At 44.4% G+C, this 25,618-nt stretch carries 37 protein-coding genes; 2 read left to right on the top strand and 35 right to left on the bottom strand.

What is annotated here, in order from left to right; genetic code table 11:
• Nucleotides 1–6: 6 nt before the first annotated feature.
• From prfA to rplC, 31 genes are all read right to left on the bottom strand, one after another.
• On the bottom strand, nt 7–1,104 hold the full coding sequence (gene prfA, locus H6G92_RS04785) for a peptide chain release factor 1 (RefSeq protein ID WP_190891266.1): 1,098 nt from the start codon (nt 1,102–1,104) through the stop codon (nt 7–9).
• A 104-nt stretch (nt 1,105–1,208) separates the two neighbouring features.
• Entirely contained in the window at nt 1,209–1,451 is a 243-nt protein-coding gene (gene rpmE / locus H6G92_RS04780) for a 50S ribosomal protein L31 (protein WP_190891264.1), read from the bottom strand.
• 186 nt (nt 1,452–1,637) lie between these two features.
• Nucleotides 1,638–2,054, bottom strand: a complete 417-nt coding sequence (rpsI, locus tag H6G92_RS04775) for a 30S ribosomal protein S9 (RefSeq protein WP_104906415.1) — start codon at nt 2,052–2,054, stop codon at nt 1,638–1,640.
• Nucleotides 2,054–2,515 (bottom strand): 50S ribosomal protein L13, encoded by a 462-nt coding sequence (gene rplM / locus H6G92_RS04770; RefSeq protein ID WP_190891261.1) that lies wholly within the window; start codon nt 2,513–2,515, stop codon nt 2,054–2,056. Before rplM ends, rpsI begins: the two co-directional genes overlap by 1 nt.
• Before the next feature lie 65 nt (nt 2,516–2,580).
• Entirely contained in the window at nt 2,581–3,429 is an 849-nt protein-coding gene (gene truA / locus H6G92_RS04765; RefSeq protein ID WP_190891472.1) for a tRNA pseudouridine(38-40) synthase TruA, read from the bottom strand.
• A 67-nt stretch (nt 3,430–3,496) separates the two neighbouring features.
• Nucleotides 3,497–3,847 carry a 50S ribosomal protein L17 gene (gene rplQ / locus H6G92_RS04760; RefSeq protein WP_094349105.1) on the bottom strand — a complete coding sequence of 117 codons (351 nt, stop codon included), beginning with the start codon at nt 3,845–3,847 and terminating at the stop codon, nt 3,497–3,499.
• 31 nt (nt 3,848–3,878) lie between these two features.
• Complete coding sequence (locus H6G92_RS04755) at nt 3,879–4,826, bottom strand: DNA-directed RNA polymerase subunit alpha (RefSeq protein WP_190891259.1); 948 nt, start codon at nt 4,824–4,826, stop codon at nt 3,879–3,881.
• Nucleotides 4,827–5,153: 327 nt separating this feature from the next.
• Nucleotides 5,154–5,549, bottom strand: coding sequence for a 30S ribosomal protein S11 (gene rpsK, locus H6G92_RS04750; RefSeq protein ID WP_012410703.1), 396 nt, complete (start codon nt 5,547–5,549; stop codon nt 5,154–5,156).
• Between the two features lie 54 nt (nt 5,550–5,603).
• Nucleotides 5,604–5,984, bottom strand: a complete 381-nt coding sequence (gene rpsM / locus H6G92_RS04745) for a 30S ribosomal protein S13 (RefSeq protein WP_012410704.1) — start codon at nt 5,982–5,984, stop codon at nt 5,604–5,606.
• A gap of 116 nt (nt 5,985–6,100) precedes the next feature.
• Nucleotides 6,101–6,214: a 50S ribosomal protein L36 gene (rpmJ, locus tag H6G92_RS04740; protein WP_015129703.1), complete on the bottom strand. Its 114-nt coding sequence runs from the start codon at nt 6,212–6,214 to the stop codon at nt 6,101–6,103.
• 117 nt (nt 6,215–6,331) lie between these two features.
• Entirely contained in the window at nt 6,332–6,556 is a 225-nt protein-coding gene (infA, locus tag H6G92_RS04735) for a translation initiation factor IF-1 (protein WP_006276978.1), read from the bottom strand.
• A gap of 225 nt (nt 6,557–6,781) precedes the next feature.
• Entirely contained in the window at nt 6,782–7,336 is a 555-nt protein-coding gene (locus tag H6G92_RS04730) for an adenylate kinase (RefSeq protein WP_190891256.1), read from the bottom strand.
• Between the two features lie 2 nt (nt 7,337–7,338).
• A complete protein-coding gene (gene secY / locus H6G92_RS04725; RefSeq protein ID WP_190891254.1) occupies nt 7,339–8,649 on the bottom strand; it encodes a preprotein translocase subunit SecY in 1,311 nt (436 codons plus the stop codon).
• Nucleotides 8,650–8,723: 74 nt separating this feature from the next.
• Nucleotides 8,724–9,167 (bottom strand): 50S ribosomal protein L15, encoded by a 444-nt coding sequence (rplO, locus tag H6G92_RS04720; protein WP_190891251.1) that lies wholly within the window; start codon nt 9,165–9,167, stop codon nt 8,724–8,726.
• Between the two features lie 103 nt (nt 9,168–9,270).
• Nucleotides 9,271–9,798 carry a 30S ribosomal protein S5 gene (gene rpsE / locus H6G92_RS04715; protein WP_190891248.1) on the bottom strand — a complete coding sequence of 176 codons (528 nt, stop codon included), beginning with the start codon at nt 9,796–9,798 and terminating at the stop codon, nt 9,271–9,273.
• A gap of 108 nt (nt 9,799–9,906) precedes the next feature.
• On the bottom strand, nt 9,907–10,269 hold the full coding sequence (gene rplR, locus H6G92_RS04710) for a 50S ribosomal protein L18 (RefSeq protein WP_069070767.1): 363 nt from the start codon (nt 10,267–10,269) through the stop codon (nt 9,907–9,909).
• 2 nt (nt 10,270–10,271) lie between these two features.
• Nucleotides 10,272–10,820: a 50S ribosomal protein L6 gene (rplF, locus tag H6G92_RS04705; protein ID WP_190891246.1), complete on the bottom strand. Its 549-nt coding sequence runs from the start codon at nt 10,818–10,820 to the stop codon at nt 10,272–10,274.
• Nucleotides 10,821–10,906: 86 nt separating this feature from the next.
• Complete coding sequence (gene rpsH, locus H6G92_RS04700; RefSeq protein ID WP_012410712.1) at nt 10,907–11,308, bottom strand: 30S ribosomal protein S8; 402 nt, start codon at nt 11,306–11,308, stop codon at nt 10,907–10,909.
• Nucleotides 11,309–11,328: 20 nt separating this feature from the next.
• Nucleotides 11,329–11,877 (bottom strand): 50S ribosomal protein L5, encoded by a 549-nt coding sequence (gene rplE / locus H6G92_RS04695; protein WP_118167585.1) that lies wholly within the window; start codon nt 11,875–11,877, stop codon nt 11,329–11,331.
• A gap of 104 nt (nt 11,878–11,981) precedes the next feature.
• Nucleotides 11,982–12,335: a 50S ribosomal protein L24 gene (gene rplX, locus H6G92_RS04690; RefSeq protein ID WP_190891243.1), complete on the bottom strand. Its 354-nt coding sequence runs from the start codon at nt 12,333–12,335 to the stop codon at nt 11,982–11,984.
• The gene (rplN, locus tag H6G92_RS04685) at nt 12,335–12,703 is read right to left on the bottom strand and encodes a 50S ribosomal protein L14 (protein WP_069070772.1); all 369 of its coding nucleotides are present in this window, start codon (nt 12,701–12,703) and stop codon (nt 12,335–12,337) included. The genes rplX and rplN overlap by 1 nt, the downstream gene beginning before the upstream one ends.
• A 46-nt stretch (nt 12,704–12,749) precedes the next feature.
• Nucleotides 12,750–12,998 (bottom strand): 30S ribosomal protein S17, encoded by a 249-nt coding sequence (gene rpsQ / locus H6G92_RS04680; protein ID WP_100901244.1) that lies wholly within the window; start codon nt 12,996–12,998, stop codon nt 12,750–12,752.
• 6 nt (nt 12,999–13,004) lie between these two features.
• Nucleotides 13,005–13,232 (bottom strand): 50S ribosomal protein L29, encoded by a 228-nt coding sequence (rpmC, locus tag H6G92_RS04675; protein ID WP_190891241.1) that lies wholly within the window; start codon nt 13,230–13,232, stop codon nt 13,005–13,007.
• Nucleotides 13,233–13,235: 3 nt separating this feature from the next.
• Entirely contained in the window at nt 13,236–13,661 is a 426-nt protein-coding gene (rplP, locus tag H6G92_RS04670) for a 50S ribosomal protein L16 (RefSeq protein WP_012410718.1), read from the bottom strand.
• Nucleotides 13,662–13,748: 87 nt separating this feature from the next.
• Nucleotides 13,749–14,528 carry a 30S ribosomal protein S3 gene (gene rpsC / locus H6G92_RS04665; protein WP_190891238.1) on the bottom strand — a complete coding sequence of 260 codons (780 nt, stop codon included), beginning with the start codon at nt 14,526–14,528 and terminating at the stop codon, nt 13,749–13,751.
• Nucleotides 14,529–14,581: 53 nt separating this feature from the next.
• Nucleotides 14,582–14,938, bottom strand: coding sequence for a 50S ribosomal protein L22 (gene rplV, locus H6G92_RS04660; RefSeq protein ID WP_190727944.1), 357 nt, complete (start codon nt 14,936–14,938; stop codon nt 14,582–14,584).
• A gap of 80 nt (nt 14,939–15,018) precedes the next feature.
• The gene (gene rpsS / locus H6G92_RS04655) at nt 15,019–15,297 is read right to left on the bottom strand and encodes a 30S ribosomal protein S19 (protein ID WP_012410721.1); all 279 of its coding nucleotides are present in this window, start codon (nt 15,295–15,297) and stop codon (nt 15,019–15,021) included.
• A gap of 113 nt (nt 15,298–15,410) precedes the next feature.
• A complete protein-coding gene (gene rplB, locus H6G92_RS04650) occupies nt 15,411–16,274 on the bottom strand; it encodes a 50S ribosomal protein L2 (RefSeq protein WP_190891236.1) in 864 nt (287 codons plus the stop codon).
• A gap of 109 nt (nt 16,275–16,383) precedes the next feature.
• A complete protein-coding gene (locus H6G92_RS04645; protein WP_069070779.1) occupies nt 16,384–16,698 on the bottom strand; it encodes a 50S ribosomal protein L23 in 315 nt (104 codons plus the stop codon).
• A complete protein-coding gene (gene rplD, locus H6G92_RS04640) occupies nt 16,691–17,329 on the bottom strand; it encodes a 50S ribosomal protein L4 (protein WP_190891234.1) in 639 nt (212 codons plus the stop codon). Before rplD ends, H6G92_RS04645 begins: the two co-directional genes overlap by 8 nt.
• Before the next feature lie 104 nt (nt 17,330–17,433).
• Nucleotides 17,434–18,066, bottom strand: coding sequence for a 50S ribosomal protein L3 (gene rplC / locus H6G92_RS04635; RefSeq protein WP_190891232.1), 633 nt, complete (start codon nt 18,064–18,066; stop codon nt 17,434–17,436).
• Nucleotides 18,067–19,025: 959 nt separating this feature from the next.
• Here rplC and ndhN point away from each other — a divergent pair.
• A complete protein-coding gene (gene ndhN / locus H6G92_RS04630; protein ID WP_190891230.1) occupies nt 19,026–19,502 on the top strand; it encodes an NAD(P)H-quinone oxidoreductase subunit N in 477 nt (158 codons plus the stop codon).
• A gap of 85 nt (nt 19,503–19,587) precedes the next feature.
• On the opposite strand, the gene H6G92_RS04625 is transcribed toward ndhN, so the two are convergent.
• The gene (locus tag H6G92_RS04625) at nt 19,588–20,415 is read right to left on the bottom strand and encodes an ABC transporter permease (RefSeq protein ID WP_190891228.1); all 828 of its coding nucleotides are present in this window, start codon (nt 20,413–20,415) and stop codon (nt 19,588–19,590) included.
• A 559-nt stretch (nt 20,416–20,974) separates the two neighbouring features.
• Here H6G92_RS04625 and H6G92_RS04620 point away from each other — a divergent pair.
• The gene (locus H6G92_RS04620; protein ID WP_190891225.1) at nt 20,975–21,514 is read left to right on the top strand and encodes a DUF3172 domain-containing protein; all 540 of its coding nucleotides are present in this window, start codon (nt 20,975–20,977) and stop codon (nt 21,512–21,514) included.
• 161 nt (nt 21,515–21,675) lie between these two features.
• On the opposite strand, the gene H6G92_RS04615 is transcribed toward H6G92_RS04620, so the two are convergent.
• From H6G92_RS04615 to H6G92_RS04605, 3 genes are all read right to left on the bottom strand, one after another.
• Nucleotides 21,676–22,509, bottom strand: coding sequence for an AMIN domain-containing protein (locus H6G92_RS04615; protein WP_190891223.1), 834 nt, complete (start codon nt 22,507–22,509; stop codon nt 21,676–21,678).
• Nucleotides 22,510–22,610: 101 nt separating this feature from the next.
• Entirely contained in the window at nt 22,611–23,120 is a 510-nt protein-coding gene (locus H6G92_RS04610) for a hypothetical protein (protein ID WP_190891221.1), read from the bottom strand.
• A 4-nt stretch (nt 23,121–23,124) separates the two neighbouring features.
• A complete protein-coding gene (locus tag H6G92_RS04605) occupies nt 23,125–25,335 on the bottom strand; it encodes a cation:proton antiporter (RefSeq protein ID WP_190891219.1) in 2,211 nt (736 codons plus the stop codon).
• Between the last annotated feature and the right edge of the window lie 283 nt (nt 25,336–25,618).

Here is a 25,618-nt window from a genome sequence, read left to right as displayed (position 1 = left end):
CAGAAATTAGTTAGCGGCAGAAGTCGCTAACTCCGCGAGACGTTCCTGTTGGTCTAGAGATATACAAGATTGGATAAGCGTCTCTAAATCACCATCCAAAACAGGGGTAAGAGAATAATTCTGACCTAACCGATGATCGGTAGCGCGGTTATCTTTATAATTATAGGTGCGAATTTTTTCCGATCGCGATCCAGTACCAACCTGCGATCGCCGCATGGAAGTAACAGCTGCTTGTTGTTCGCTTAACTTGATGTCATACAACTTCGCCCGCAGAATTTGCATCGCCCGTTCTTTGTTTTGCAACTGGCTGCGTTCTTCTGTACAGAAAATGCGTATTCCCGTCGGTTTGTGCATCAAGTCAACGGCTGTTTCCACCTTGTTGACGTTTTGTCCACCAGCACCACCAGAACGAGCTGTAGTCATTTCAATATCTTTCGGGTCAATGTGAATTTCCACATCATCCACCTCTGGCATAATCGCCACCGTAGCTGTGGAAGTATGAACCCGTCCCCCAGATTCAGTTGCCGGCACGCGCTGCACACGATGCACTCCAGCTTCAAACTTTAGCTGGCTGTAAACATCATTACCTTTAATTTCGAGAATGACCTCTTTCCAGCCACCCATTTCCCCGCGAGATTCGCTCACTAGAGAAACTTTCCAACCTTGAGTTTGGGCATAGCGGGTGTACATCTGCATCAAATCGCCAGCCCAAATGCTTGCTTCATCGCCACCAGTACCAGCGCGAATTTCCAACATGATATTCTTTTCATCATTGGGGTCGCGTGGTAGCAGTAAGACTTTCAACCGAGACTCTAAATGTTCTATTTTTTCTTCAAGTTCTTTTACTTCCAGTGATGCCATTTCTTGCAACTCTGGGTCACTTGCAGATTCTTTGTAAACCTGACGCGCTCCGGTCAAGTCTTCTTGGGCTGTTTTCCAAATTTCATAAGTATTAACGACCTCTTCCAAAGAAGAACGAGACTTAGCAATTTCTTGATACTCATCAGGATTGCTAGCGGTATCGGGGTCGCCAAGACGACGTGTTAATTCATTAAAAGTTTGTTCAACGGATTTTAGTTTGTCCAGTAAGTATGATTCAGCCATGACGAGTGCGATCGCTCCTTAAAAAAATAACAAATTGGCTCGAGCATATAAATGAAAATCGACCCAGCTGATGCAGGGCCGTCGTTAACAGCAGAGCCAACCCGCTACTTTTTGTTTTGATCTTCGCCAGATGTTTGAGTGCTGCTCATACCGTACTTGCGGAGGAAGCGCTCTACCCGACCCTCAGTATCAATAATCTTCTGAGTACCGGTGTAAAATGGATGATTTCCAGACCAAACATCTACATGCAATTCTGGCTTGGTAGAGCCAATGGTCATAACGACTTGACCGTTGCAGTAAACTTTAGCATCTGGATACCACTTGGGGTGAATATCAGCTTTAGCCATTGTTCCTTGTGTGATGAATCTATATCAATTATAACTTTCAGGTTTCAATTAGAGCTAGGGATTAGGGACTGGGGACTAGGGACTGGGAAAGATGTAAATAAACAATGGACTTTTCACAATACTCAATTCTCAATACCTAATCTCCAATACCCAGTACCCAGTAACCAATACCCAGTCTTCAATCGCTTATCGCTTAGAGTACTGAGGCGCTTTCCGAGCTTTATGTAAACCATATTTCTTCCGCTCTTTTGCTCTGGGATCGCGAGTCAAATAACCTTCGGTTTTCAAAGGTGGGCGGTTGTCTGGGTCTAGTTGGCACAAAGCACGAGCAACTCCCAAACGAACAGAATCAGCCTGTCCGGTCAAGCCACCGCCTTCTGCTTTCACCAAAATGTCATATTCATTTTCTAATCCCAGAGTTTCCAGGGGTGCTTTAATCACTCCCAGGTAGTTGGGGTTGAATTGGAAATACAAGGTTCCATCTTTACCGTTCACAATCAGTTGACCGGTGCCTGGAACCAAGCGTACCCGTGCTACTGCGTTCTTACGACGGCCAGTACCCCAGTATACGGCGCGACCGCTATTAGCATCTGCTACTACCATTAATTTTCTTCTCCAGGAATTGTACTAACTTTTAGTTCTTTAGGTTTTTGAGCATCATGAGGATGCGTAGGCCCAGCGTAAACTTTTAGCTTGGTGAACAACTGCTTACCCAGGCTATTTTTAGGTAGCATACCTTTAACAGCTTGTTCTAAAATCCGCTCTGGTATGCGGCCTTGCAGTTTAGCGAAAGTTTCGGTTTTCATCCCACCGGGACGACCAGAATGTCGGCGGTAAAGCTTTTGAGTGCGCTTTTTGCCAGTGACTGCGACTTTCTCGGCATTAATGACGATTACGAAGTCACCTGTATCTAGGTGGGGTGTATATTCGGGTTTCTTTTTGCCTCTCAATACTTGAGCGATTTCGCTGGCGAGGCGACCGAGGCGTTTATCGGTGGCATCTACTATGTACCACTCACGCTCAAGGGATGCTTGAGAAGGAAGGTATGTTTTACTCGTTGTCATTTGTCATGTGTCCTTTGTCATTTTTAATTTGTCATTAGTCATTTGTCAGTTGTCATTAGTTGTTACTAAGAACCAATGACTAATGACTCTTGACTAGTGACGAACTTTGGCAAGGTGTCGTACCAAATCTCTTTTGGAAAAGGAAAATCTGGATAGCCGACTCGCAACAAGCACAAGCCTTGGGGCGGTGCGGCGTGTTTCACTTCTTCTCGACGTTGTTCTTTCCAGAGTTCGGTGAAGCTAGAAAGTGTCCGTTGTTCAGAACCTACTTGTACCAGCATCCCTACCAACAGCCGTACCATGCCATACAAAAATCCATCTGCCTGTATTTCAATATGGATAAATGGCCCACTGCGACGACACTCTGCTGCTTGCACCTCTACCCAGGAATGTGATCGCTTTGAGCCTGCACGGTGAAAAGCAGCTAAGTGATGCTTTCCCAAGAGAGGTTTCAAGGCAGCTTGGATTAAAGATTCATCCAGGGGTGCATAATAATAATGCCAACTGAAGGGTCTTACAAACAAGTTAGGCCGATCTTCAGTATATATTGTGTAACGATACCGTCGATAAGCTGCACTAAAGCGAGCGTGCCAACGGTTATCTACACTAGCTGAAGCCCTGATTAATATATCTGGCGGCAGGTAGCTGTTGAGGATTGTTGCCCACTTGTGAGGCGGAATTAAACCTGTTGCTTCAAAATGGGCTACTTGAGCAGCAGCGTGAACTCCAGAATCGGTTCGCCCAGCACCGTGTAGTGTCACATGATGCCCAAGAATAGTAGTGATCGCAATTTCTATCTCTTCTTGGACAGACCGTTGTTTTTTTTGCCGTTGCCAGCCATGAAAATGAGTGCCCAGGTATTGGATTACCAAGGCTACTCGATGAGTTTGTGTAGGCTGGTGGCTTTCTAACATACAGATTTTGTCCTTTGTCATTTGTCCTTTGTCATTCACTAATGACTAATGACCAATGACTAATGACTTAAACCAATTCAATTATTGCCATTTTTGCATTATCACCCCGACGCGGTACGGTACGCAGGATGCGGGTATAACCGCCCTGGCGATCGCCGTATCGAGTTGGAGCTTGCTCAAATAGAGCGTGAACCAGTTGTTTGTCGAAGATATAGCCAAGGGCTTCCCGACGTGCTGACAAGGAGCCATTTTTGGCTAGGGTAATCATTTTTTCCACTTCACTTCGCAGAACTTTCGCTCTAATTAAAGTGGTGGTGATCTTACCATGACGGATCAGCTCGGTGGCGAGCGATCGCAACAAAGCACGGCGTTGATCGGCTGGTTTACTGAGTTTTTTGACGCGACAACGGTGACGCATAATTATGCACTATGAATTATGAAGGTTTTTCTTAAGGGTGTTTAGAGCCTCTTTCCATTGGCAGAGTGATGCCCAAGCGTCGCTGCAAAGCTTCCACGACTTCTTCTGCTGACTTCTGCCCAAAGTTCTTAATTTCTAAGAGGTCTTCTTGGGTATAATCCAACAAATCTGCCACAGAGTTAACTTGTGCCCGTTTGAGACAGTTATATGCCCGCACAGAAAGTTGCAACTCTTCGATGGGTATCTGGGCAGTTGGGTCGTCTGGAATCTCCGAACCTGTGTCTGTTGGTTCTAGGGAGATGTCTTTCAATGGGTTGAATAAATCTACCAAGATCCCAGCGGCTGAAGATAGTGCTTCTTGGGGGGAAATACTGCCATTTGTCCAAACTTCCAACAGCAGTCGGTCTTTTGGAATCAAGCCTTCCCCACGAGATTCTTCGACACTATAGTTAACTTTTCGCACTGGCATAAATATTGAGTCGATTTGCAGAAAGTCCAACGATGTGGCTTCCTCACGTCCTCGCTCTACAGTGCGATAGCCTTTGCCTTTCTCGATCCGAAATTCCATTTCCAGCTTTCCACCCTCAGCGATGGTGGCTACATACTGGGTCGGATCGATAACTTCTACTTCACTGGGTAAATCAAAATGCGCCGCAGTGATAGTTGCTGGGCCGTTAACGAGTAATCTACCAATTTGGGGCTGCGAGGAATAGTTTTTTAGGATAACTTCCTTCATTTTCATGAGGATTTCCAGCACATCTTCCCGCACGCCCGGAACTGTAGCAAACTCGTGTGAAACGCCTGCTATTCGCACTGCTGTAACTGCTGTACCTTCTAGGTTGGACAGTAAAACCCGCCGCAGTGCGTTGCCAACCGTTGTTCCTTGACCGCGTTCTAGAGGTTCCAGAACAAATTTACTGTAATGGTTCCGACTTTCTTCAGTATTCGACTCTACACATTCAATCTGAAACTGCGCCACGGATGAGCCTCCCTTTTTCTAAGGTGCTGCTAGCAGACAAATCAATTGCCTCCCGAATTGACTTTATGTCCTGTAGGTCTAGGTTAATCAAACTACTAGTATAAAATTACGGTATAGTTTGATGCCCCTATTGAGCTTGCAGGCGCTAATAATATTTTGGGTAGCCCGAAGCTTAACATCTTTCCCTATGGGAAAATCTGACATGCTTCTGGTCGCCCAACTTTTCACCCAATGACAATTTGCACGTTAGACGCCCAAGCGGTCATTGGAAGTAATTTTACTTACTTTGGTTGTAACTTCTCGCCCTCAATGCCCAAGTCTTGGTATTTAAACTCGACGGCGCTTGGGTGGACGGCAACCATTGTGAGGAATGGGGGTAATATCCCGAATGAGTGTAATTTCCAGTCCTGCTCCTTGAAGTGCCCGGATAGCGGTTTCTCTACCTGCTCCTGGTCCACTTACCATTACCTCAATTTGGCGCATTCCTTGATCAATGGCTCTACGGGCTGCACTTTCAGCAGCGGTTTGCGCTGCAAAGGGAGTTCCCTTTTTTGCTCCCTTAAAACCGCTAGAACCAGCACTAGCCCAGGAGATGACATCTCCATTTTGATCGGTAATGGTGACAATGCTATTGTTGAAAGTAGACTGGATGTAGGCCATTCCACTGGGTACATTCCGTTTCTGCTTCTTGCTCCCGGATTTTTTAGTTGGTTGTCTCGCCATACTTGTTTAGTTGATTTAAGGTAAAACTTGCTCTGATTAGCAAGTGTTGCAAAATTATTTCCCTGGAGCCTTCTTCTTCCCAGCCACTGTCTGCCTTCTGCCTCGACGGGTTCTGGCATTGGTACGAGTTCTTTGTCCTCTAACTGGTAAGCCCATACGATGGCGACGCCCTCTGTAGGTACCAATGTCAACTAAGCGCTTGATGTTCAAAGACTCCAAGCGCCGCAAGTCGCCTTCAACTTGATAGTTGCTTTCTATTTCGCCTCGTAGTGCTGTCACATCGGCATCACTTAAGTCCTTAACGCGGGTATCTGGGTTCACACCAGTAGCCGCTATAATTTCTTGAGCGCGTGATAACCCAATTCCGTAAATGTAAGTTAGACCAATCTCGACGCGCTTATCGCGTGGAAGGTCTACTCCGGCAATCCGTGCCACAATGAACTCTCCCTATTGTTTTCGCAATTGCTGTTGGTTAGAAAAACGTGATTAATCGCGTTTTTTCGTTTTAATTAATGATATGCGTGTTGCAACTCACTCTGTTGGTAAGAGTGCTATCCTTGACGTTGCTTATGTTTGGGGTTTACGCAGATCACCATGACGCGACCACGACGTTTGATCACGTTACACTTTTCACAGATTTTCTTGACTGAGGCTCTAACTTTCATGCCTTTTATTTTTTGACTCCAAATATTAAATTATAGCATTTCTAGGGAAATTAAACCAGTGAATTGAGTAATAAACAGTCCTAAAAATGGTTTTATGGTAAAATTCTCTACATATACTTACTTCTTTCGTAGTCGATAGGTAATTCTGCCTTTGGTCAAGTCGTAAGGAGTTAACTCTACCTTGACGCGATCGCCGGGCAAAATCTTGATATAATTTCGGCGAATCTTGCCGGAAATGTGTGCTAGCACGTTAAAGCCATTGTCCAAGTCAACGCGAAACATCGCATTGGGCAAGGACTCTGTAACCGTGCCTTCCATTTCAATCAAATCTTGCTTAGACAATTTGTTTTTTCCTCAACTCAACAATTTCGTGTTCAGTTGCAGCGCTTCATCTGCAAAAAAAACACATTTTAAGAAATATATCAACAGTTTATTAATATATCTTAGCTAAAATTGATCTTTTTTTTGATATAGGGTATAAGGCATGGGGCATGGGGCATTGGGAAAAGAATTACTGTAGCTCCTCCCATATTTCCTTGTCTCCCTCATGCCCTCACCCTTTCTTTTTCAGGAAGCGATTACCTTTTGTAGTTCATCAGTAACATCTTCTTGGGACTGATTGCCATTGACTGTTAGGAGTTTTTTGCGATCGCCATAATAATCAATTAAAGGTGCAGTTTCAGCGCGGTACACTTCTAAACGACGACGAATTACCTCTTCGGTATCATCTTTTCGTCCTCTAGCTAGCAAACGTGCGATTACAATTTCATCTGGTGCATCTAGATTGACTACCCTTTCGCCGCTCTGATGTATTTCTTCCAGTAACTTCTCCAGAAAAGCTGCTTGGGTTACTTTGCGAGGAAAACCATCAAGAATCCAACCATTTTTGGCATCTGGTTGACTGAGGCGCTCCTGTACCAAGTCCTGTACTAGCTGGTCGGGTACTAACTCGCCGCTATCAACATAACTTTGAGCCTTGATTCCCAGATGAGTTTGCTCTTTCATGGCTTGTCTTAATATTTCACCAGTAGAAATATGGGGAATATTCAAGTGTTCAGCCAAAGTTTGAGCTTGTGTTCCTTTACCAGCTCCAGGCGGTCCCAAGAAGATTAATCGCGTCACTATTATTTCACCATTCCTTCATAGCGCTGAGAGATGACATATGTTTGGACTTGTTTGGCTGTCTCGATTGCCACACCAACTAAAATTAACAAAGAGGTTGCACCTATTCCCTGGAAAGTTTTCACATTCAAAGCGCTTTCCACGGCGGTAGGAATAATAGCAACCAAGCCCAAAAATATTGCACCCAAAAAAGTGAGTCGGTTAGAAACGCGTTCGATATACTCGCTAGTTGCCTTGCCGGGACGAATTCCAGGAATACTAGAACCCATTTTCTTCAAGTTCTGCGCCACGTCTACTGGGTTGAGAATCAACGAAGAATAGAAATAGCTGAAGAAAACTATGGAAACCATGTAAACCAAGGCATAGACCCAGGAGCTAGAACCGCTTGGACTCAAATAAGTGTTAACTATATTCGCCAAATCGGCATTTTTAGTAAAATTGGCGATTAGCAGTGGCAAGCTGAGAATGGCAGCAGCAAAAATAATTGGCATCACGCCGCCTTGATTTAGCCGCAGGGGCAGATAGCTACGCTGCTCTGCCAAAACTCGCCTACCTACTTGGCGACGAGCTGAAATAATTGGGATGCGGCGCATTCCTTCCTGCACAATCACAATACCAACAATTGTCGCTAGGAAAACTAAGATCAGCACGATCACGCGACCTACTGTTTCCCGACCGCCAACTTGCACCAACTCGATGGTATCACCCAAAGCTTTTGGTAATGAAGCAACAATGTTGACAAAAATCAATAATGATGCACCGTTACCAATGCCCCGTTCTGTAATCAGTTCTGATGCCCACATTACAAACATAGAACCAGCAGTCAGAGCGATCGCAGTTTCAGCTACGAAGATTGGTCCTGGGTTTAAGGCAAATTGCTGGAGGAATAATGACGAGAAAGCTACACTTTGAAGAATTGCCCAACCTACAGTTACATAGCGGGTAATTTGCGATATTTTTCGTCGACCTGCTTCGCCTTCATTTTTCTGTAAATTTTCTAAAGATGGAATTGCAGCAGTGAGCAATTGGATGATAATAGACGCATTAATGAAGGGCAAAATCCCTAAAGCAAAGACTCCCAAAGTCGAAAGTCCTCGCCCGGAAAATATATCCAATAAGCCGAATATGGAATTACTCCCCGATATGGCTTCGGCAAATCTCGGTCTATCAATCCCTGGTACGGGTAAGAAAATACCCAGGCGAACCAAAATTAAAATACCGACGGTGACAAGCAGCCTACCTCTCAGCCCGGCTGCTTGTGCCATCTGCATAAAAGTTTCTTGAGCCGTTGGGGCTTTATCTCGACTGATCATAGAGTGCTACCTTTTTAGTGAACCAAGCACTGGCAGCGAGTTGGCTTACATTTAAGTGCGCTGTTCCGGCTCACTCATAAGACTTCACAACTCCCCCCAGCTGCCTCAATTTTGCTACGAGCTGAACCTGTGAAAGCTGCCGCTTGTACCTTGAGCGGAATGCTCAATTCCCCGTTACCTAAAACTTTCAATGGCCCCTTGACAGCAGTCAGGATACCTGCGGCTTTTAATGAGGTCAAAGTTACTTCCGTATTCGCGGGAAGAGAGGCTAGCTTCTCTACATTAATCGTAGTGTAAATCTTCTGATTAACAATCGGAAAGCCCTTCAGCTTAGGTAAGCGGCGGTACAATGGCTGTTGACCACCTTCAAAACCTGGTCTGGTACCACTACCAGAACGGGATTTTTGACCCCGCATACCTAAACCAGCACTAGCGCCTTGTCCGGCAGAAATACCTCTAGCTACACGCTTCTTGCGTTTCTTTGAGCCTTTTTGCGGCTTAACATCATGGAGTCTCATAAGTTATCAAGTTCTCATTTGTCGTTTGTCATTCGTCGTTTGTCATTTGTCATTTGTCCTTTGTTATTCACTAATGACTCATGACCAATGACTAATGACTAAATTAGATGTAGAGATTTTGAATAGGAATACCGCGATCTTCGGCGACTTCAGCAAGGGTACGCAGTGTAGATAAGGCATTAACTGCGGCTCTAGCATTATTGAGCGGATTGTTGGAGCCAAGTTGCTTGGCTAGAACGTTACGAACTCCTGCCAATTCCAAAACAGTTCTCACAGCACCACCAGCAATTACCCCAGTACCGGGTGCGGCTGGACGCATAATCACTTTTGCACCGCCACCGACACCATCAATAGGATGGGGGATGGAGTTGGATTTGGTGATTGGGATATCAATGAGGTGTTTTTTGCCATCGGCTACGCCTTTTTTAACGGCGCCAATTACATCTGAGGCTTTGCCTACTCCAACTCCAACCTGACCACGTTCGTTACCAACAACAACGATCGCTCGGAAGCTGAGTTTTTTACCACCTTTGACCACTTTACTTACGCGGCGGATTTGAATAACCCGCTCTTGCCAAGTGGTTTCTTCTTTTTTGGCACGCTTTGTTCTACTTTTACGCTCTGTTGCCATAATTTAGTGCTCTGGTGAACGTCATTTGTCTTTTGTCATTTGTCAGTTGTCATTTGTCTTTTGTCATTTGTCCAATGACTAATGACCAATGACTAATGACCAATGACTTTAGAAATCTAAACCAGCTTCGCGTGCTGCATCAGCTAATGCTTTGACACGACCATGATATAAGTTACCACCGCGATCAAAGACTACTTTGGTGATGCCTTTTTCTAGCGATCGCACTGCGATCAACTTACCAACTTGCGCCGATGCATCGCGGTTTGCACATGACGCTAAACTAGATTTCAAATCTGGTTCTACAGTCGATGCAGACACGATGGTTTGATGCTGAGTATCATCAATTAACTGGGCATAAATATGCTCATTAGAACGAAATACCGCTAAACGCGGACGTTCTGGGGAGCCGATAACTTTGCCACGAACGCGTCGATGACGACGGTTTTTTGATTCTCTACGAGTAAGTTTCATTTCTACTTCTTACCACCCTTACCAGTCTTACCAGCCTTCCGTCTGACCACTTCACCGGCATAGCGAATGCCTTTACCTTTATAAGGTTCTGGTGGACGAACGGCACGAATTTTGGCGGCTGTGTTACCTACGATTTCTTTGTCATAGCCGCTAACAATGACATTAGTGGTACCTTCTACAGCAAACTGAATTCCTTCTGGTGGTTCAATTTGCACCTGATGGCTGTAACCCATGTTTAAAACTAGGTTACGCCCTTGAAGTTGTGCCCGGTAACCAACACCTTGAATTTCTAAACGGCGCTGAAAACCTTGGGAAACTCCCTCGACCATGTTGGCAACTAAAGTGCGGCTCAAGCCGTGAAGTTGCTTTGAAGTACGAGTTTCATCTCGACGATTTACCTGCAATATTTCTCCCTCTTGAGAGAGTGAGACATTAGGTGCTAGAGTGCGAGAAAGTTCTCCTTTCGGGCCTTTCACCACAATATTTGTACCATCGATCGCCACTTGAACTTTGGCGGGAATAGTAATTGGACGTTTACCAATACGAGACATGACTTTTTGTCCTTTGTTATTTGTCCTTTGCCTCTTGTCCTTTGTCTTTTACTAATGACAAATGACAAATGACTAATGACCAATGACTACCAAACGTAACAAAGCACTTCACCACCCAAGTTCTGACGCCGCGCTTCGCGGTCAGTCATAATACCACTGGATGTAGAAATAATGGCAATGCCAATGCCGCCTAGTACCCTTGGTAATTCTTTTCTATTGGAGTAAACACGTAAGCCTGGCTTACTCACTCGCTTTAAGGCGGTGATCAGAGGCTGACGATTCTTCCCTTTATATTTCAGGGAAATCACCAGATTGTGCTTTACCCCTTCTTCTGCTTCTTCGATTTCAGCAATAAAGCCTTCCTCCCGTAGTACTTTGGCAATACTCCGGGTCATTTTTGTAGCTGGCACTTGTGTAGTTTGATGCCGCGCCAGGTTGGCATTGCGGATGCGCGTCAGCATATCTGCAATTGTGTCGTTAGCCGCCATCGTTCCCTCTATAGATGAACTTATTGATCGCGAAAGGGCATTCCTAATTCTTTAAGTAAGGCGCGTCCCTCTTCGTCATTTTTTGCTGTGGTGATGATGGAAATATCCATCCCACGCACTTGATCGATGCTGTCGTATTCGACTTCTGGAAAAATTAGCTGTTCTCTCACACCCAGAGTATAATTACCCCGTCCGTCAAAGCTTTTAGGGCTAACGCCACGAAAATCTCGAATTCTGGGTAGTGATAGACTAACGAGCCGATCAAAAAAGGCATACATCCGTTCGGCTCTGAGGGTAACCATGATCCCCACAGGCATTCCTTGACGAATTTTAAAGCCAGCGATCGCCTTTTTCGCCCGCGTTACCACTGGTTTTTGACCAGTGACTAAAGCAATTTCGTTAATGGATGCTTCCAGCGACTTCGCATTTTGAGCTGCTTCACCCAAACCCCGGTTAATAGTAACCTTTACCAACTTCGGTACTTGATGAACGTTGGTATATTGAAACTGATTGATCAGTTTGGGGACGATTGTCTCTTGATATAAGCTTTTGAGTCTTGTTGTCGCCATAGTTTTTTGTCCTGATATCCCTGGGCTTGGTCAGGGAACAAAGTTACGAGTTATGAGTTATGAGTCATGAGTTAAATTCTTAACTCTTAATTTCTAACTTCTAACTATTTATCCAGAATCTCACCAGTTTTCTTGAGTTTTCTGACTTTTTTGCCTTCTGAGGTAAAGGTATAACAAACACGACTGGCAACATTTTGCTTGGTGGAATAAAGCATCACGTTGGAGCTATGAATCGGGAATTCTTGGGTGAGAATCCGCCCTGACTCCCCTTCTTGCTGGGGTTTGACGTGCTTGGTTTTAATGTTGACACCTTTGACCACAACTTTACTCAGTTGGGGAAGTGCCTGGATAATTTCACCAACTTTTCCTTTGTCTTTGCCAGCAATCACTTGTACGGTGTCGCCAGTTTTGACGTGCATTTTGTGGAATACTTTGGGCGTACCCTGTTTGGTTGCCATTAAAGCACCTCCGGAGCCAGAGAAACGATTTTGGTAAAGTTTTTATCGCGCAGTTCCCGTGCAACTGGGCCAAAAACCCGTGTGCCTCTGGGGTTACCGTCTTTGTTGATAATCACAGCAGCGTTATCATCAAAGCGAATACTCATGCCACTGTCACGAGATACAGCTTTACGAGTGCGGACAATTACTGCTTCCACGACATCAGACTTTTTTACAGCCATGTTGGGTGTAGCATCTTTGACAACAGCGATAATTTTATCGCCGATAAAACCATAACGGCGGTTGCCTCCGCCTAAGATGCGGATGCACATTAGTTTGCGGGCGCCGCTATTGTCTGCGACATTTAGGTAAGTTTGGGGTTGAATCACAATTATTCTCCCTTGTAATGTTGTTAGTTTCTAACAACGATGAGGTTTAAGTAGGTTTGACGTTCAGGACTTCTGTGATTTTCCAGCGCTTGGTTTTACTCAGGGGTCTAGTTTCCTGAATGCGAACGCGATCGCCTACTTTACACTTATTTTCTTCGTCGTGAACTTTATATCGTTGGGTGTTAACCACAATCTTGCCGTACTTGGGGTGAGGAGCGCGGTTTTCTATGGCGACTACCACAGTTTTTTGCATTTTATCGCTCACTACCAAGCCAACTCGTTCTTTAACTGCCATAATCTTCTACTTTTCTTCTTTAGCCGATTGACTTGCTGCCCGTTTGCGTTCTGTCTCTAGCGTCAGCAATTGGGCTAGGCGGTGTCGAGTTTGTCTGAACTGGTGGGGCTTTTCTAATTGTCTTGTAGCTTTTTGCAAGCGCAACTGAAATAGTTGTCTTTTGATAGCGACAATTTCATCAGAGAGCTTCTCGTCACTTAATTCTCTAGCTTCTGAAATCTTTGGAAGAGGCATAAGCTACTCCTGCTCCTGTGGTTGAGAGCGCACAATAAACTTGGTTTTTATAGGCAGTTTAAATGAAGCCAAACGCATAGCTTCACGGGCGATTTCTTCAGAAACCCCACCGATTTCAAACAGAATTCGTCCTGGCTTGACTACAGCTACCCAAAACTCTGGATTACCTTTACCGGAACCCATCCGGGTTTCAGCAGGACGCATGGTTACAGGTTTATCAGGGAAAATCCGAATCCAGATTTGTCCACCCCGACGAATATAACGGGTCATTGCGCGACGAGAAGCCTCGATTTGCCGGGAGGTAATCCAAGCTGGTTCTTGCGCTTGGAGTGCAAAATCACCGAAGTTGAGGGTGCTACCACGGGTGGCTAGTCCCTCCATCCGTCCGCGCTGTTGTTTGCGGAATTTAGTTCTTCTAGGGCTTAACATGGTTTGTCACTTGTCATTTGTCATTTGTCATTTGTCATTTGTCATCTGCCATTCCCTAATGACTAATGACTAATGACTAATGACGATTTATCCTTCATTGGAGCGGTCTTCAAATTGCTGGCGACGACGTTGTTGTTGACGACGACGGGGTTCACGATCGCGATCGCCACGATCACGAGGATCACGGGTTGCAGGTGGTAGTGGAGTCTCTTCCTGTCCAGGAATAATCTCTCCTTTAAACACCCATACTTTGATACCCAAAATGCCGTAAACAGTTTTTGCTGTGCAATAAGAGTAGTCAATATCAGCCCGTAAGGTATGTAAAGGTACTCTACCTTCACGAGTCCACTCTGTCCGGGCAATTTCTGCACCGTTGAGCCGACCGCTAACTTGGATTTTGATGCCTTGGACACCAGCGCGTTGGGCACGTTGAATCGATTGCCGCACTACCCGCCGAAAGGAAACCCGACGTTCCAATTGTTGAGCAATGTATTCGGCAATTAGGTAGGCATCAGCATCAACTCGTTGGACTTCAACTACGTTAATGCGAATTTGGCGATTACTACCCAACAACCCTTGGAGTCCGGTACGCAAGGATTCGATACCTTGTCCACCACGGCCTACCACTACACCTGGTCTTGCTGTGCGTACTTCTAAGTCGATTTGGTCGGCTTTGCGCTCAATCCGTACCTCAGAAATCCCGGCGTTGTTTTGAGCAAGTCTACCCAGCTTTTGTTCTATGTATTGACGGAGTTTGTGATCTTCTTGTAGAAGTTCTGGATAGCGGTCAGGAACAGCAAACCAACGGGATTGATGTTCATGTGTAATACCCAGGCGAAAACCAACTGGATGAATCTTCTGTCCCACGAATGCTTCCTCTAAGATTTCTTACTTTACGCAATTTATTCGTGTAAGTGTGCTTATTTTTCTGGGGCGGCTGCAACGGCCACAGTAATATGACACGTCGGCTTGCGAATTTGGTAAGCTCGACCTTGCGCTCTTGGTTGGAACCGCTTCAGGGATGGCCCTTGATCGGCGTATGCCTGAGTAATCACTAGTTGAGTCCGATCTAACCCAGCGTTGTGTTCAGCATTGGCAGCAGCGCTTCTAAGAACCTTCAATATGGGTTCAGTGGCGCGATAGGGCATGAATTCCAGAATGATTAGCGCTTCTCGGTATGATCGCCCCCGGATTTGATCGAGTACCCGACGCACCTTGTAGGCCGAGATGCGGATAAAACGAGCGATCGCTTTTACTTCAGTAGTATTAGTAGCCATAATTTTCTCCAATTTTGTCATTTGTCATTTGTCATTTGTCACTTGTCTTTAGCTAATGACTAATGACTAATAACTAATGACTACCTACCTGCTTTTTTATCGCTTTTTCCATGACCCCTGTAGGTACGTGTCGGGGCAAATTCACCCAACTTGTGTCCCACCATTTGTTCATTTACAAAAACTGGAACGTGTTGGCGTCCGTTGTGAACAGCTATGGTATGACCTACCATTAGAGGCAAAATTGTCGAAGCTCTTGACCAAGTTTTAATAACTTCTTTTCTGTTATTGTCGTTGAGCTTTTCAATTTTCTTTAGGAGATGATCCGCAACGAAAGGACCTTTTTTTAGAGAACGACCCATAGTTCAATTTTGGATTTAGGATTTAGGAATTATGAGTGAGGAGTGAGGAGTGAGGAATTAGGAGTTAGATTTTACTCTCAACTTATAACTCTTAACTCTTAACTCCTAACTCTCTAAGACTCACGACCACCGCGACCGCGTTTGGAAGACTTACGGCGACGACGGATAATCAATTTGCTGCTAAGTTTCTTACGATTGCGTGTCTTCGCGCCCAATGTGGGTTTACCCCAAGGTGTAACAGGTCCTGATCTACCGATAGGTGCCCTACCCTCACCACCACCATGTGGGTGATCCACTGGGTTCATGACGCTACCTCTAACTTTAGGACGACGACCTTTCCAGCGATTTCGTCCTGCTTTACCTGCACTCAGGTTTCTGGCATCGGTGTTGCCTACTTGTCCAATGGTGGCGTAGCACTCGCGTCGAATCAAGCGGACTTCTCCTGAAGGCAACTTGAGAGTGACATAATTACCTTCTTTTGCCACAACTTGAGCGCTAGCACCAGCAGCACGCACGATTTGACCACCTTTACCAGGGGTCAGTTCTACGTTGTGAACACCAGTACCCAAGGGAATCTTCGAGAGAGGCAAAGCATTACCATCTTCAAAGGGAGCTTCAGGCCCAGAAATAATTATTGTTCCAACTTTTAACCCGTTGGGATGGAGGATGTACCGCTTTTCGCCATCTTGGTAATACAAAAGGGCAATTCGGGCATTGCGGTTAGGATCGTATTCAATTGCTGCGACTTTGGCAGGAATATTGTGTTTATCCCTTTTAAAATCAATGATCCGGTAAAGTTGTTTGTGTCCGCCACCCCGGCGACGACTAGTAATCCGTCCAGTATTATTCCGACCTTTGGCGCGATGCTTTGAGGTCGTTAAGGATTTTTCTGGCTCAGTTTTTGTAATTTCCGCAAAGTCAGAAATTGTAACTTGGCGAGTGCTGGGGGTATAAGGGCGATAAGAACGAGTACCCATATTTTTAAGTGCTGAGTGCTGATAGCGTTAGCGGGGCGTTTAGCCCGTGCTGAGTGCTGAGTTTTGAGTTTTGAGTTCAGTAACTCATAACTCCTAACTCACAACTTTTTTAGACTTCTGGGAATAGGACTTGTCTAATCTTGTCTTCATCCCCAGGTGCGACGGTAACAATGGCTCGCTTATATTGGGGCTTATAACCAATAAATTTACCAACGCGCCGCTTTTTACGCGGTGGTAGGGTGGTGTTGACTTTTACAACCTTGACCTGAAATAAGTCTTCGATCGCAGCCTTTATTTCTGGCTTAGATGCCTTTGGAATTACTTCAAAGGTGTACTTATTTTGTTCCATTAGGATGGTCGCTTTCTCGGTGACGATTGGGCGACGTACTAAGTCGGCAAGGTCACGGGGGTCAAAGCTAGGCACTGTAGACCTCCTGAATTTTTTCTAGGGCTGATGCCGTAACTACAATCTTGTCAGCGTGCAGTAAATCAAAAACATTTAGCTGGTCGGCTGCAATTAGTTTTAAATTTTCAATGTTGCGGGCTGACAAATAAATGTTATCTGTATCCGCAATTTCAGACAAAATTAACAGTGACTTGCTTTCTGGTACTACTCCCCAACGGGCAAGTGCTGCCACTAATTCTTTAGTTTTAGGGCGAGATAGCTCGGTGCTAAATTCTTCTACTACTATTAAGTCTTCAATGCGGCTGACAAATGCTGTCCGCAGTGCTAAACGTCGCTCTTTGCGGTTCAACTTCAGGTTAAAGTCTCTGGGCTTTGGTCCAAAGATCACACCACCACCACGCCAAAGTGGTGAACGAATAGACCCTGCACGAGCGCGACCAGTACCTTTTTGTCTCCAAGGTTTACGGCCACCGCCTCTGACTTCTGAACGAGTTTTTGTACTGGCATTTCCTTGACGAGCATTAGTCAATTGCCGTACTAGGGCGCGGTGCACAATATGAGACGCTGTTTCTTCCTTGGCAACGCGCAACTCGAAGGTCGTCTCGCCGACCTGTTCTCCTTGCCAATTTTTAACTACGCTTTCAACCATCTTTAGTTATTTGTCCTTTGTCATTTGTCATTTGTCATTTGTCTTTTGCCATTTGTCCTTAGCCAATGACTAATGACTAATGACGTTTGACTAATGACTTTTGACTATCCCACTACTTTTGCAGGCACAACACTTACTAGAGCACCCGGTTTACCAGGAATAGCTCCCTTAATTAGCAATAAGTTGCGTTCTGCATCAACTCGCACTATGGTCAGTTTGCGGATTGTGATACGTTTCCCACCTAGACGCCCTGCCATCCGCTTACCTGGATAGACACGACCTGGTGTTGTACCAGCACCAATAGAACCCGGTGCTCTGTGGTTTTTGGAACCGTGTGACATGGGCCCACGACCAAAGTTGTTGCGCTTCTGGTTACCCGCGAAGCCGCGACCGATGCTTGTGCCGACTACATCGACAATTTGACCTGCACTAAAAATATCTGCTTTAATCTGTTGACCTAAAGCATAATCACCAGAACTATCGGTGTGATATTCATTTAGGTGACGTAATGCTGGAGCAGATGATTTAGCCAAATGACCCAATAGTGGTCTGTTCAGTGCCTTTGGTTTAACTTCGCCAAAACCAACTTGAATGGCAAAGTAACCATCGGTTTGTTTCGTTTTAACTTGTGTAACGGTGCATGGCCCTGCTTGAATGACAGTCACAGGAATAGCTACTCCTGCTTCGTCAAATATTTGGGTCATGCCCAGCTTGGTGCCGAGAATACCTACAGACACAGTAACTGGTTCTCCTTTCTACTTGCTGACCTTGGAATTGAACTCTAGAGGACACGTTTTGTACGCATCAGTTTAGGCTGGGTTAGCCTGCGAAATTTGGAATGATTTAAATAAACCGCTCCAAATGCTTTCGGACACAACAAACCGTGTCCGTACTGCTTGGTGAATCTGTTTAGCTTCACTCACTAGATCACCAGAACAGCCACAAGTCCCTTCCCATTGGGAAGGAGTAACTTCTGGAATCAATGCAAGGCGCTACAGCTTTAAGCTGTGTGCAGCAATGCTTTCGTCCAAGCAATTGCTCTGGCACTTTCTGGAGGCAGCGCTGTCGGCGGGTTTTTCCGATTTTTAGACGCCCATAAGGCGGCTTCCCGGAGATTGGCTACTGCCCTGTTGCAGTTGGACTTAAGCGGTTTTTACCGCTCAGTATCCGTTAACTGAGACTGACGTAATGCCATGAAACCAACATTGCTGCTCAGTTTTTACTTCCTTAAACACCTTAAACTATTGTTTAAGATTTTGCCTGCTTTTTCAGAGGCACAGGAGTAAGTGTACCCTGGAGCTTTGGATTGGCTTTGATTCTTCGTCCATAAGCTCCAATGTTGACCTGAAAGCTTTCTTAGTTTACCAGTCTATGATCAATCTGAGTTATATTATCCAATTTGGATTGAGTTATCAGCTTTTGATGCTAACACTACCTCAGAATGACAGTAAGAATGCAGCCTAATTTGCGTGTTTGGTCACAATCTAATAATATAAATTATTTATTTATGTTTGTCCAGTAATTTATAGAGTTATTTTTGGGGAGTGGGGAAGAAGCACGGGAGATGAGAGGGACAAGGGGGACAAGGAGAATAAGCATACTCAATACCCAACGCTCAATGCCCAAAGAAAATGCTTTTAATCTCTCGGTTCAGGGTAAATAATAGAAATATCTAAGTGGGATAAGACGAAAATCTATGGCACTAATTACCACTGGCAACGGTTTAATCCGCGATCTGGAAAAATTTGGCGCTCTTGGAGTGTATGTACCTCTGGAAGGAGGTTATGAAGGTCGATATCAGCGCCGACTACGGGCAGCTGGTTATACCACCCTTCACATTACCGCCAGGGGACTGGGCGACGTAGCTGCGTATCTCACAAGAATTCATGGAGTCAGACCTCCTCATCTTGGTAAAAAAAGCACTGGTAGCGGTGCCGCAGTAGGTCATGTGTACTATTTGCCGCCAATTATCAATTCTCATCTAGAACAGCTACCACCAAAGTCAAAGGGGCTGGTTTTGTGGATTATTGAAGGGCATATTCTTTCCAATGAGGAACTTGAGTATTTAACGAATTTGCCTCAGCTAGAACCACGAGTGAGAGTAGTGATTGAGAGAGGTGGCGATCGCGCCTTCCGTTGGACTTCTCTAGAAAAAACTCTGTTAGCTAGTTAGTCCTTTGTAATTAGTCATTAGTCATGAGCAAATGACTAATGACTCAATTCAATCAGCATTTCAAGCACAAGTTGTAATCAAGACTTTAATCTTGTTGGTGAGCGAATTTATAACCACCCCACAAAGAAAGAGCGATCGCTATCACCAGCAAAATCGGTATGCTGTACCAAGGAAACTGAGACAAGGGTAAATGGGCTGCTGCACGCAGTCCGATGCTGGCGTAGGTTAGTGGTAACAGGTAAACTACGACTTTGAGCGCTGGTGGTAATGTCCCAGGGTCAAAGAAGGTTGCCCCTAAGAAAGACATGGGGATAATTATAAAGTTGTTGTAGAGTCCAACTGATTCGAGCGATCGCACACTCAACCCCACAATCACCCCTAACCCAGCAAATACTGAACAATTCAGCACCACCAACAGTAAAAATAGTGGGTTGAGAAAATTCCAGTTTCCAGTAAGCAGCACCGCTACCAAAATCACGGAACCAGATGTCATCAACCCCCGCACTACTCCCGCCAGCATTTTTCCGATATGCAACGCTAAGGGATGTATGGGAGTTAACAACAATTCCTCGAAGGTTTTGGTAAATAGTCTGTCTCCACAAATGGAAAATGTCGTTCCACCAAAGCTAATCGTCATCGACGATAGCGCCACCATCCCCGGTAATATAAATTCTAAATAGTTGTTATAGTTACCACTAATCCCCGAACCAGGTTTGATGGAACTACCTAAACCCAAGCCAAAAGCTAAAATATATATCAGTGGGGATATTAATCCTGATGCAGCAACTTGCACGATTCTGACACGTAAATCTAACCAATCTCCCCAAAAAATAGTCAGACTATCAGCTAGAAAAAGTTTAAGTTGCGAAGTTTTAAACTTCTTGCTTGAAAATAACGCTCTTTGAGATCCCACTTGCTTCTAATTAGTTATTAAAACTTTCTTAAATTTTAAGTTACATTGTTTAACATATCAATTACTAGGGGTAACCAAAATTTCTAATAAGAATACGAAAAATTTGGTTAAGAAATTTATAATCACAGGTTTCCTCCGGTCATAATTTCCGCAAACTTACAAACAAAAAGCTAGATAATTCAAGGATTCTGACTGCATCATTTGTGCAAATTGAATCAAGACTATCTGAGAGATCTCAAAAATATGCTATGATTGGTTAATAAAATATAGAAGTTTAAAGACAGTTACTCTGTAATTTTTATGTGAATCAGCACAACAGTAATAACAATTCCTTAATCGGCAAATAAATAAAAATACTCACCAATTATTCAAGATGGAAACAATAACCGACAAGGTTGAAATTCTGTCGAGATATCTAAATAAGTTCTTATTTTTATCATTTAAGAAGAATACTGCCCAAAAACTTGCAGACAATTACAATCAAGAATAGGCATACTGAAATAGGGAGATAACTTTAGACCACTCCCTTCCAAATCGGCGTGAAGGTGATTAAGCAAAAATGAGACGTAAACCTACTGGTAGATCGGCTACTACTTCTAAACCCTCTATTTTCCAATCCCCAATGTTTAACCTCTTCACCATCGCAATTATGGGAGGGGTGTTGATTTTGGGAATTGGGATTGGCATTGCTTTTAGTTCTACAACCACGTTGGCTCCATCAAATGTGGCTTCTCGTGAATTCATTGACACCAAAGCACCGAATCCTGAAATTTGCGTGCAGTACGGAGCCAGCGCGATGGTGATGGACGCTAGACTGTTTGTCACTCTCAACCCCTTTAATGTTTATGTTTCCCAGCCGAGTATGCGTCCTGGATGCGTAATCCGACAAAATAACTGGGCGCTTTTAGAGAACCGCAAGTTGGTGACATCCGATCAGGTAAGAGATTGCAAAAATCGCCTGAATACCTTTGGATTCACAGGTAACTTGGACAGTGGCCAACCTGATATTAGGTGTATATATCAGAATGAAGCTGCTCAAAACTTCTTTACTGCTCAACCTGGAGCAGTTGGAACTCCTCAGGAAACTGACAGATTTTAGAATTGGGAATGGGGCATTAGCAAAAGACAAGGAAGAGGGGGGAGACAAGGAAGAAATTTGTTCAATAATTCTCCCTTGTCCCCCTTGTCCCCCTCATCTCCCCCTGCCTCCCCCGCTTTCCCTGCTCCCTCATCCTCCCACTCCCTACTCCCCACTCTCCACTATCTATTTTTAGGTAGGGGTTGACCAAACTCTATCACCTGGGGATTTGGAACATTTGGGATTGTTGGAACTGGAAATTCCGACATACCGAAAGGAGGAATGCTATTCAAGTTGCCGGTTTGATTTGGGAAAGACGGAGGGGGAAGAATCAAACCAGGTTCTTGAGAAGGTGTATTGGGAGTTAGGGGAGGAACAGTGACAAAAGGCTGTCCTGAGTTATTAGTAATTGTTGAGGGCAGTTCATTGGATGGAGGCGGAACTGTGAGTAAGGGCGCTTGTAGATTAGTAGTAGTTACGGGTACGTTAGTAGGAAGCTTTTGGAGTGTTTGAGGTTGTTTCTTGGGTGAAGGTGGGGAGTTTCCTGGTTTCACGGCAGTAGTTTTACCAGAAATAACCGGACGTAATACCCAGCGAGTGGAGTTTTTTCGGGAAAGGGGTTGCAGTTGTACCTGTTTAGGATTAAAAACAGTCCCTGGCGCTAAATCTAGGACAATGCGTGTGTCGTTCTCATTTAGTTGAGAAACGCGAATGCTTTTAATTGCTCCAGAATAATTTTGTTGCGTGGTAACTTTGCCCAACTTAGTATTCGGTAAATCTACAACCAGACGAGAGGGTTGGGCTAAGTAAAAATAACGAGGGGTTGTGCCTCTTGAGAGGGTGATTTCAAGTTGCTGTGTCTTCGGGGAAAAACGCCAATTATCTAGCTTTGCCACTGGTGTAGCAGCAGTAGTGCAAGTTTCGAGGGCGATCGCTGCATAAAAGCCTAATATACTGACGCTAAATAGCTGCTTACCCCATTGGCAAAATTGTCTAGTCTTTAGTCCCTGATTCATTCTTTTTATCTGCTCCATAAAACCCATACAATGCACTCACATTGCTGTTTACTTCGCGCTTTAAATCCCTCTCCCCTAGTTTCCAGTCCTCACTCTCCAGTTCAATGACTGTTTAACTTCTGAGATTTTTCCTGAGCTTTTTGGGGTACAGCAGTAAATTTCAGAGTTTGTGGAATGCCATTTACGGTTAATTGACCTGTCATATTACCTTTATCCACAAGTTGCATTTGAATTGCGACTGAGTTTAGAGGATCATTTTGGGGGCGAGGAATATTACAAAGGATTGATCTACCAACTTTCCCAGATAAATTTAATTGTTGATTTCTGAAGATACCTGCCAGAGAGTGCTTTTCGTCAGTATTCGGGTTAGCGTTTGCCGGTAATACAGAGGCATTTAAGTAAATACCCGACTGCTGAATGTTTAACGTCAGAGTATCCGATTTTTCACAGTTAGGCAAATTCTCTGCCAGGGTTAGACGATACCGACCGTTAATTGGAGGAGGAGCCTTGAGATTGTTTTCCCCGTAGACGGTTACAGTTTTAAACAACAGTAGCACTGAACTTATAGCTACTCCGTAAAAAGCTAAAGATTTGAAGTTGAAATGATTCATAATCTCAACTCCTCAATGTTGGCTCTTGACTACTAACCTCAGGAAGCATAGAGGCTAAGTGAGCGGTGACTTGACTGTAGCGGCGAGTAATCAGCAAGGAAGAACGACATTGGATAGCTAGTTGATCTGTATATCTTCCCAAGGTTTGGCGCTCGATACCCCAAGCGCGGCTGGTGCCAGCAATAGTTAGGTCAACACCTTGTGAGGCTTGAATTACTGCTTGAATTGGTTCTGGGGCTTCGATAATTTTGATTTCAATGCGATCGCGTACACTGGTGGGCAATTGTTCCATCATCGTGTGGAGTTCGTAACTCAATTCTTCGTTGGCATGATTTGCTACTATCTGTAATATCTGCAACATACAAGTTTCACGATTGATTAGCAGTCTCAGAGCTAGTATTAGTGCTAAATCATCATGGATATTTGCAGAATAAGGTACTAATAAACTTTCTAATCGGTCTTTGCCTTTATCTACAAACACTGCTACATCCACTGGTGCAGTGGTAAGCATTTGTCCAACTCGTCCACCTAAACGATTACTACTAAAAGCTGGCCGATGCCAGCCCACAAGAATTAAATCAGCTTGTTCTAATGTGGCAATCTGTGCTGTTTCGCGAGCAACATTGCTGGATATCCGAACGATAGGATGCACATAAGAACGAGTTTCTGGCGGTTCTAGAGTATTAATTAATTCTTCTAGCTGCTGGCGGCGCTGGGCGATTAATCGGTCTGCTTCAACTGGGGTACTTTCAAAGGCATAGTCTTCTTCAAATTCAATCAGGCTAAGAGGGTTAACAATGGCAGGATATCGGTAATTAAGAGCGATACCTACGGCGGGCTGCGCCAACGCTACTGCCAACTGTACTAAACCTTTTTGGGTACTTGGATTAGCCACTGGCACCAAAATCCGGTAAGGATGAGGGTAAGCTTCACTTTCAGCAGAGGTGTCTATACCTGTTTCTGCTTCCAATTCCGGTTCGATGACATCTAACCTGATCAGCTTCTTCGGATATGTCCATTCCAGCAGTGGCGAGGTCATGAATGTAGTTACCAATGCCATAATTACCAGCATGGTAAATATTAAGGGGGAAATTACCCCTAACTCTAGACCAATGTTTAGTACTATCAGTTCGGTCAAGCCGCGAGTATTCATTAACCAACCGAGTGCCGAGGCTTCCCGTTTACTAATGCCACTGACACGGGCCGCTACATAAGTACCAACATATTTGCCTGCGATCGCCACTCCTAAAACCAACGCACATAAAAGCCACAATTCGGGACGATTGAGCAAGCCAATCTGCGTCCGTAAACCACTGTAGGCAAAAAATATTGGTAGCAAGAATATCAAAACAAAATCTTCGGTTTTTACTGCCAATTCCCGCACTAAATCTTCATTTTTGGGCATGGCTGCTCCCAGTAAAAATGCCCCAAAAATTAAGTGAATACCAATTAGTTCGGTAATTAGTGCAGACGCAACTACTGCCATATAAATTCCAGCTAGCAGCAATTGGCTGAGTCGTCCCGCACGAAGGTAGTGTTTGGCAAGGCGTTGCAGGAACCAACGACCGGCCGTCAACATCAAGCCGATGTAAAATATGCTGGCAATAATTGTGGGTATCGCACCAGCAAAGTCACCAGTTCTAGCTACTGCGATCGCTACTGCTAATAGACACCAAGCGGTGACATCATCCACTGCTGCACAAGTTAACGCCAATGTTCCTAAACGCGTTCCTTGTAAATTGTTTTCAGTAATGATTCGCGCCAACACTGGAAAGGCAGTAATCGACATCGCTGCTCCCAAAAACAAGGCGAAGGCGGTGAAGGATACACTTGCATTGGAAACTAGGGGATAAAGGATCACCGCTAGCAATGTTCCTAAAGAAAACGGCACCAAAATGCTGACATGAGAAGTTAAAACAGCTACTTCTAACTGACTATTGAGGTATTTTGGATTTAGTTCTAGCCCAATTAGAAACATAAAAAATATTAGTCCCACCTGAGATAAAACATTTAGAAAAGGAATAGTTTCTGGTGGAAACAAGGTAACTGCTATATCGGGAGCAACTAAACCAAATAAAGATGGGCCAAGCATAATCCCGGCGACAATCTCACCAATTACCAGTGGTTGCTTAATGGAACGGAATGCTAACCCTACTAGTCGTGAAAGTCCAATAACAATCAGCACCTCAACCAGAACGAGAATAACTATGTGCATGGTTTCCTCAAAATTAACTATCTGGTTTGTCTAAGATAATTCTTTAAAAGACTGGAAAATGTCAAATTTGTTAGATACGCTCAAGGGTAATTTGTACTTTCTTCTCATGTCAATTGCTGTTACGATGCAGTTGCAGCAATGAAACATGAATTTTGATGATTTTAGGAGCTACATCTAGAATATGTTCACAATGACCAATATCAAAAAAGTTAGGTGATAGGCAGTCAGTTTCTAATAGCGCTTAAACGGCAATACAAACAATTTAGCGTTTATAGCCTGAATC

Origin of the sequence: Nostoc foliaceum FACHB-393, from assembly GCF_014698505.1 — a bacterium.
GTDB lineage: Bacteria > Cyanobacteriota > Cyanobacteriia > Cyanobacteriales > Nostocaceae > Nostoc > Nostoc foliaceum_A.
The sequence above is the reverse complement of the archived record's forward strand: the minus strand, read 5'-3'. Positions and strand labels throughout refer to the sequence as shown.

Excerpts from the sequence above, each read along its gene's own strand:
- prfA (WP_190891266.1), bottom strand. The coding sequence starts at position 1,104 with ATGGCTGAATCATACTTACTGGACAAACTAAAATCCGTTGAACAAACT.
- rpmE (WP_190891264.1), bottom strand. The coding sequence starts at position 1,451 with ATGGCTAAAGCTGATATTCACCCCAAGTGGTATCCAGATGCTAAAGTT.
- rpsI (WP_104906415.1), bottom strand. The coding sequence starts at position 2,054 with ATGGTAGTAGCAGATGCTAATAGCGGTCGCGCCGTATACTGGGGTACT.
- rplM (WP_190891261.1), bottom strand. The coding sequence starts at position 2,515 with ATGACAACGAGTAAAACATACCTTCCTTCTCAAGCATCCCTTGAGCGT.
- truA (WP_190891472.1), bottom strand. The coding sequence starts at position 3,429 with ATGTTAGAAAGCCACCAGCCTACACAAACTCATCGAGTAGCCTTGGTA.
- rplQ (WP_094349105.1), bottom strand. The coding sequence starts at position 3,847 with ATGCGTCACCGTTGTCGCGTCAAAAAACTCAGTAAACCAGCCGATCAA.
- rpsK (WP_012410703.1), bottom strand. The coding sequence starts at position 5,549 with ATGGCGAGACAACCAACTAAAAAATCCGGGAGCAAGAAGCAGAAACGG.
- rpmJ (WP_015129703.1), bottom strand. The coding sequence starts at position 6,214 with ATGAAAGTTAGAGCCTCAGTCAAGAAAATCTGTGAAAAGTGTAACGTG.
- secY (WP_190891254.1), bottom strand. The coding sequence starts at position 8,649 with ATGATCAGTCGAGATAAAGCCCCAACGGCTCAAGAAACTTTTATGCAG.
- rplO (WP_190891251.1), bottom strand. The coding sequence starts at position 9,167 with ATGAGACTCCATGATGTTAAGCCGCAAAAAGGCTCAAAGAAACGCAAG.
- rpsE (WP_190891248.1), bottom strand. The coding sequence starts at position 9,798 with ATGGCAACAGAGCGTAAAAGTAGAACAAAGCGTGCCAAAAAAGAAGAA.
- rplR (WP_069070767.1), bottom strand. The coding sequence starts at position 10,269 with ATGAAACTTACTCGTAGAGAATCAAAAAACCGTCGTCATCGACGCGTT.
- rplF (WP_190891246.1), bottom strand. The coding sequence starts at position 10,820 with ATGTCTCGTATTGGTAAACGTCCAATTACTATTCCCGCCAAAGTTCAA.
- rpsH (WP_012410712.1), bottom strand. The coding sequence starts at position 11,308 with ATGGCGGCTAACGACACAATTGCAGATATGCTGACGCGCATCCGCAAT.
- rplE (WP_118167585.1), bottom strand. The coding sequence starts at position 11,877 with ATGGCGACAACAAGACTCAAAAGCTTATATCAAGAGACAATCGTCCCC.
- rplX (WP_190891243.1), bottom strand. The coding sequence starts at position 12,335 with ATGGCAACCAAACAGGGTACGCCCAAAGTATTCCACAAAATGCACGTC.
- rpsQ (WP_100901244.1), bottom strand. The coding sequence starts at position 12,998 with ATGGCAGTTAAAGAACGAGTTGGCTTGGTAGTGAGCGATAAAATGCAA.
- rpmC (WP_190891241.1), bottom strand. The coding sequence starts at position 13,232 with ATGCCTCTTCCAAAGATTTCAGAAGCTAGAGAATTAAGTGACGAGAAG.
- rplP (WP_012410718.1), bottom strand. The coding sequence starts at position 13,661 with ATGTTAAGCCCTAGAAGAACTAAATTCCGCAAACAACAGCGCGGACGG.
- rplV (WP_190727944.1), bottom strand. The coding sequence starts at position 14,938 with ATGGCTACTAATACTACTGAAGTAAAAGCGATCGCTCGTTTTATCCGC.
- rpsS (WP_012410721.1), bottom strand. The coding sequence starts at position 15,297 with ATGGGTCGTTCTCTAAAAAAAGGTCCTTTCGTTGCGGATCATCTCCTA.
- rplB (WP_190891236.1), bottom strand. The coding sequence starts at position 16,274 with ATGGGTACTCGTTCTTATCGCCCTTATACCCCCAGCACTCGCCAAGTT.
- rplD (WP_190891234.1), bottom strand. The coding sequence starts at position 17,329 with ATGGTTGAAAGCGTAGTTAAAAATTGGCAAGGAGAACAGGTCGGCGAG.
- ndhN (WP_190891230.1), top strand. The coding sequence starts at position 19,026 with ATGGCACTAATTACCACTGGCAACGGTTTAATCCGCGATCTGGAAAAA.
- H6G92_RS04620 (WP_190891225.1), top strand. The coding sequence starts at position 20,975 with ATGAGACGTAAACCTACTGGTAGATCGGCTACTACTTCTAAACCCTCT.
- H6G92_RS04615 (WP_190891223.1), bottom strand. The coding sequence starts at position 22,509 with ATGAATCAGGGACTAAAGACTAGACAATTTTGCCAATGGGGTAAGCAG.
- H6G92_RS04610 (WP_190891221.1), bottom strand. The coding sequence starts at position 23,120 with ATGAATCATTTCAACTTCAAATCTTTAGCTTTTTACGGAGTAGCTATA.
- H6G92_RS04605 (WP_190891219.1), bottom strand. The coding sequence starts at position 25,335 with ATGCACATAGTTATTCTCGTTCTGGTTGAGGTGCTGATTGTTATTGGA.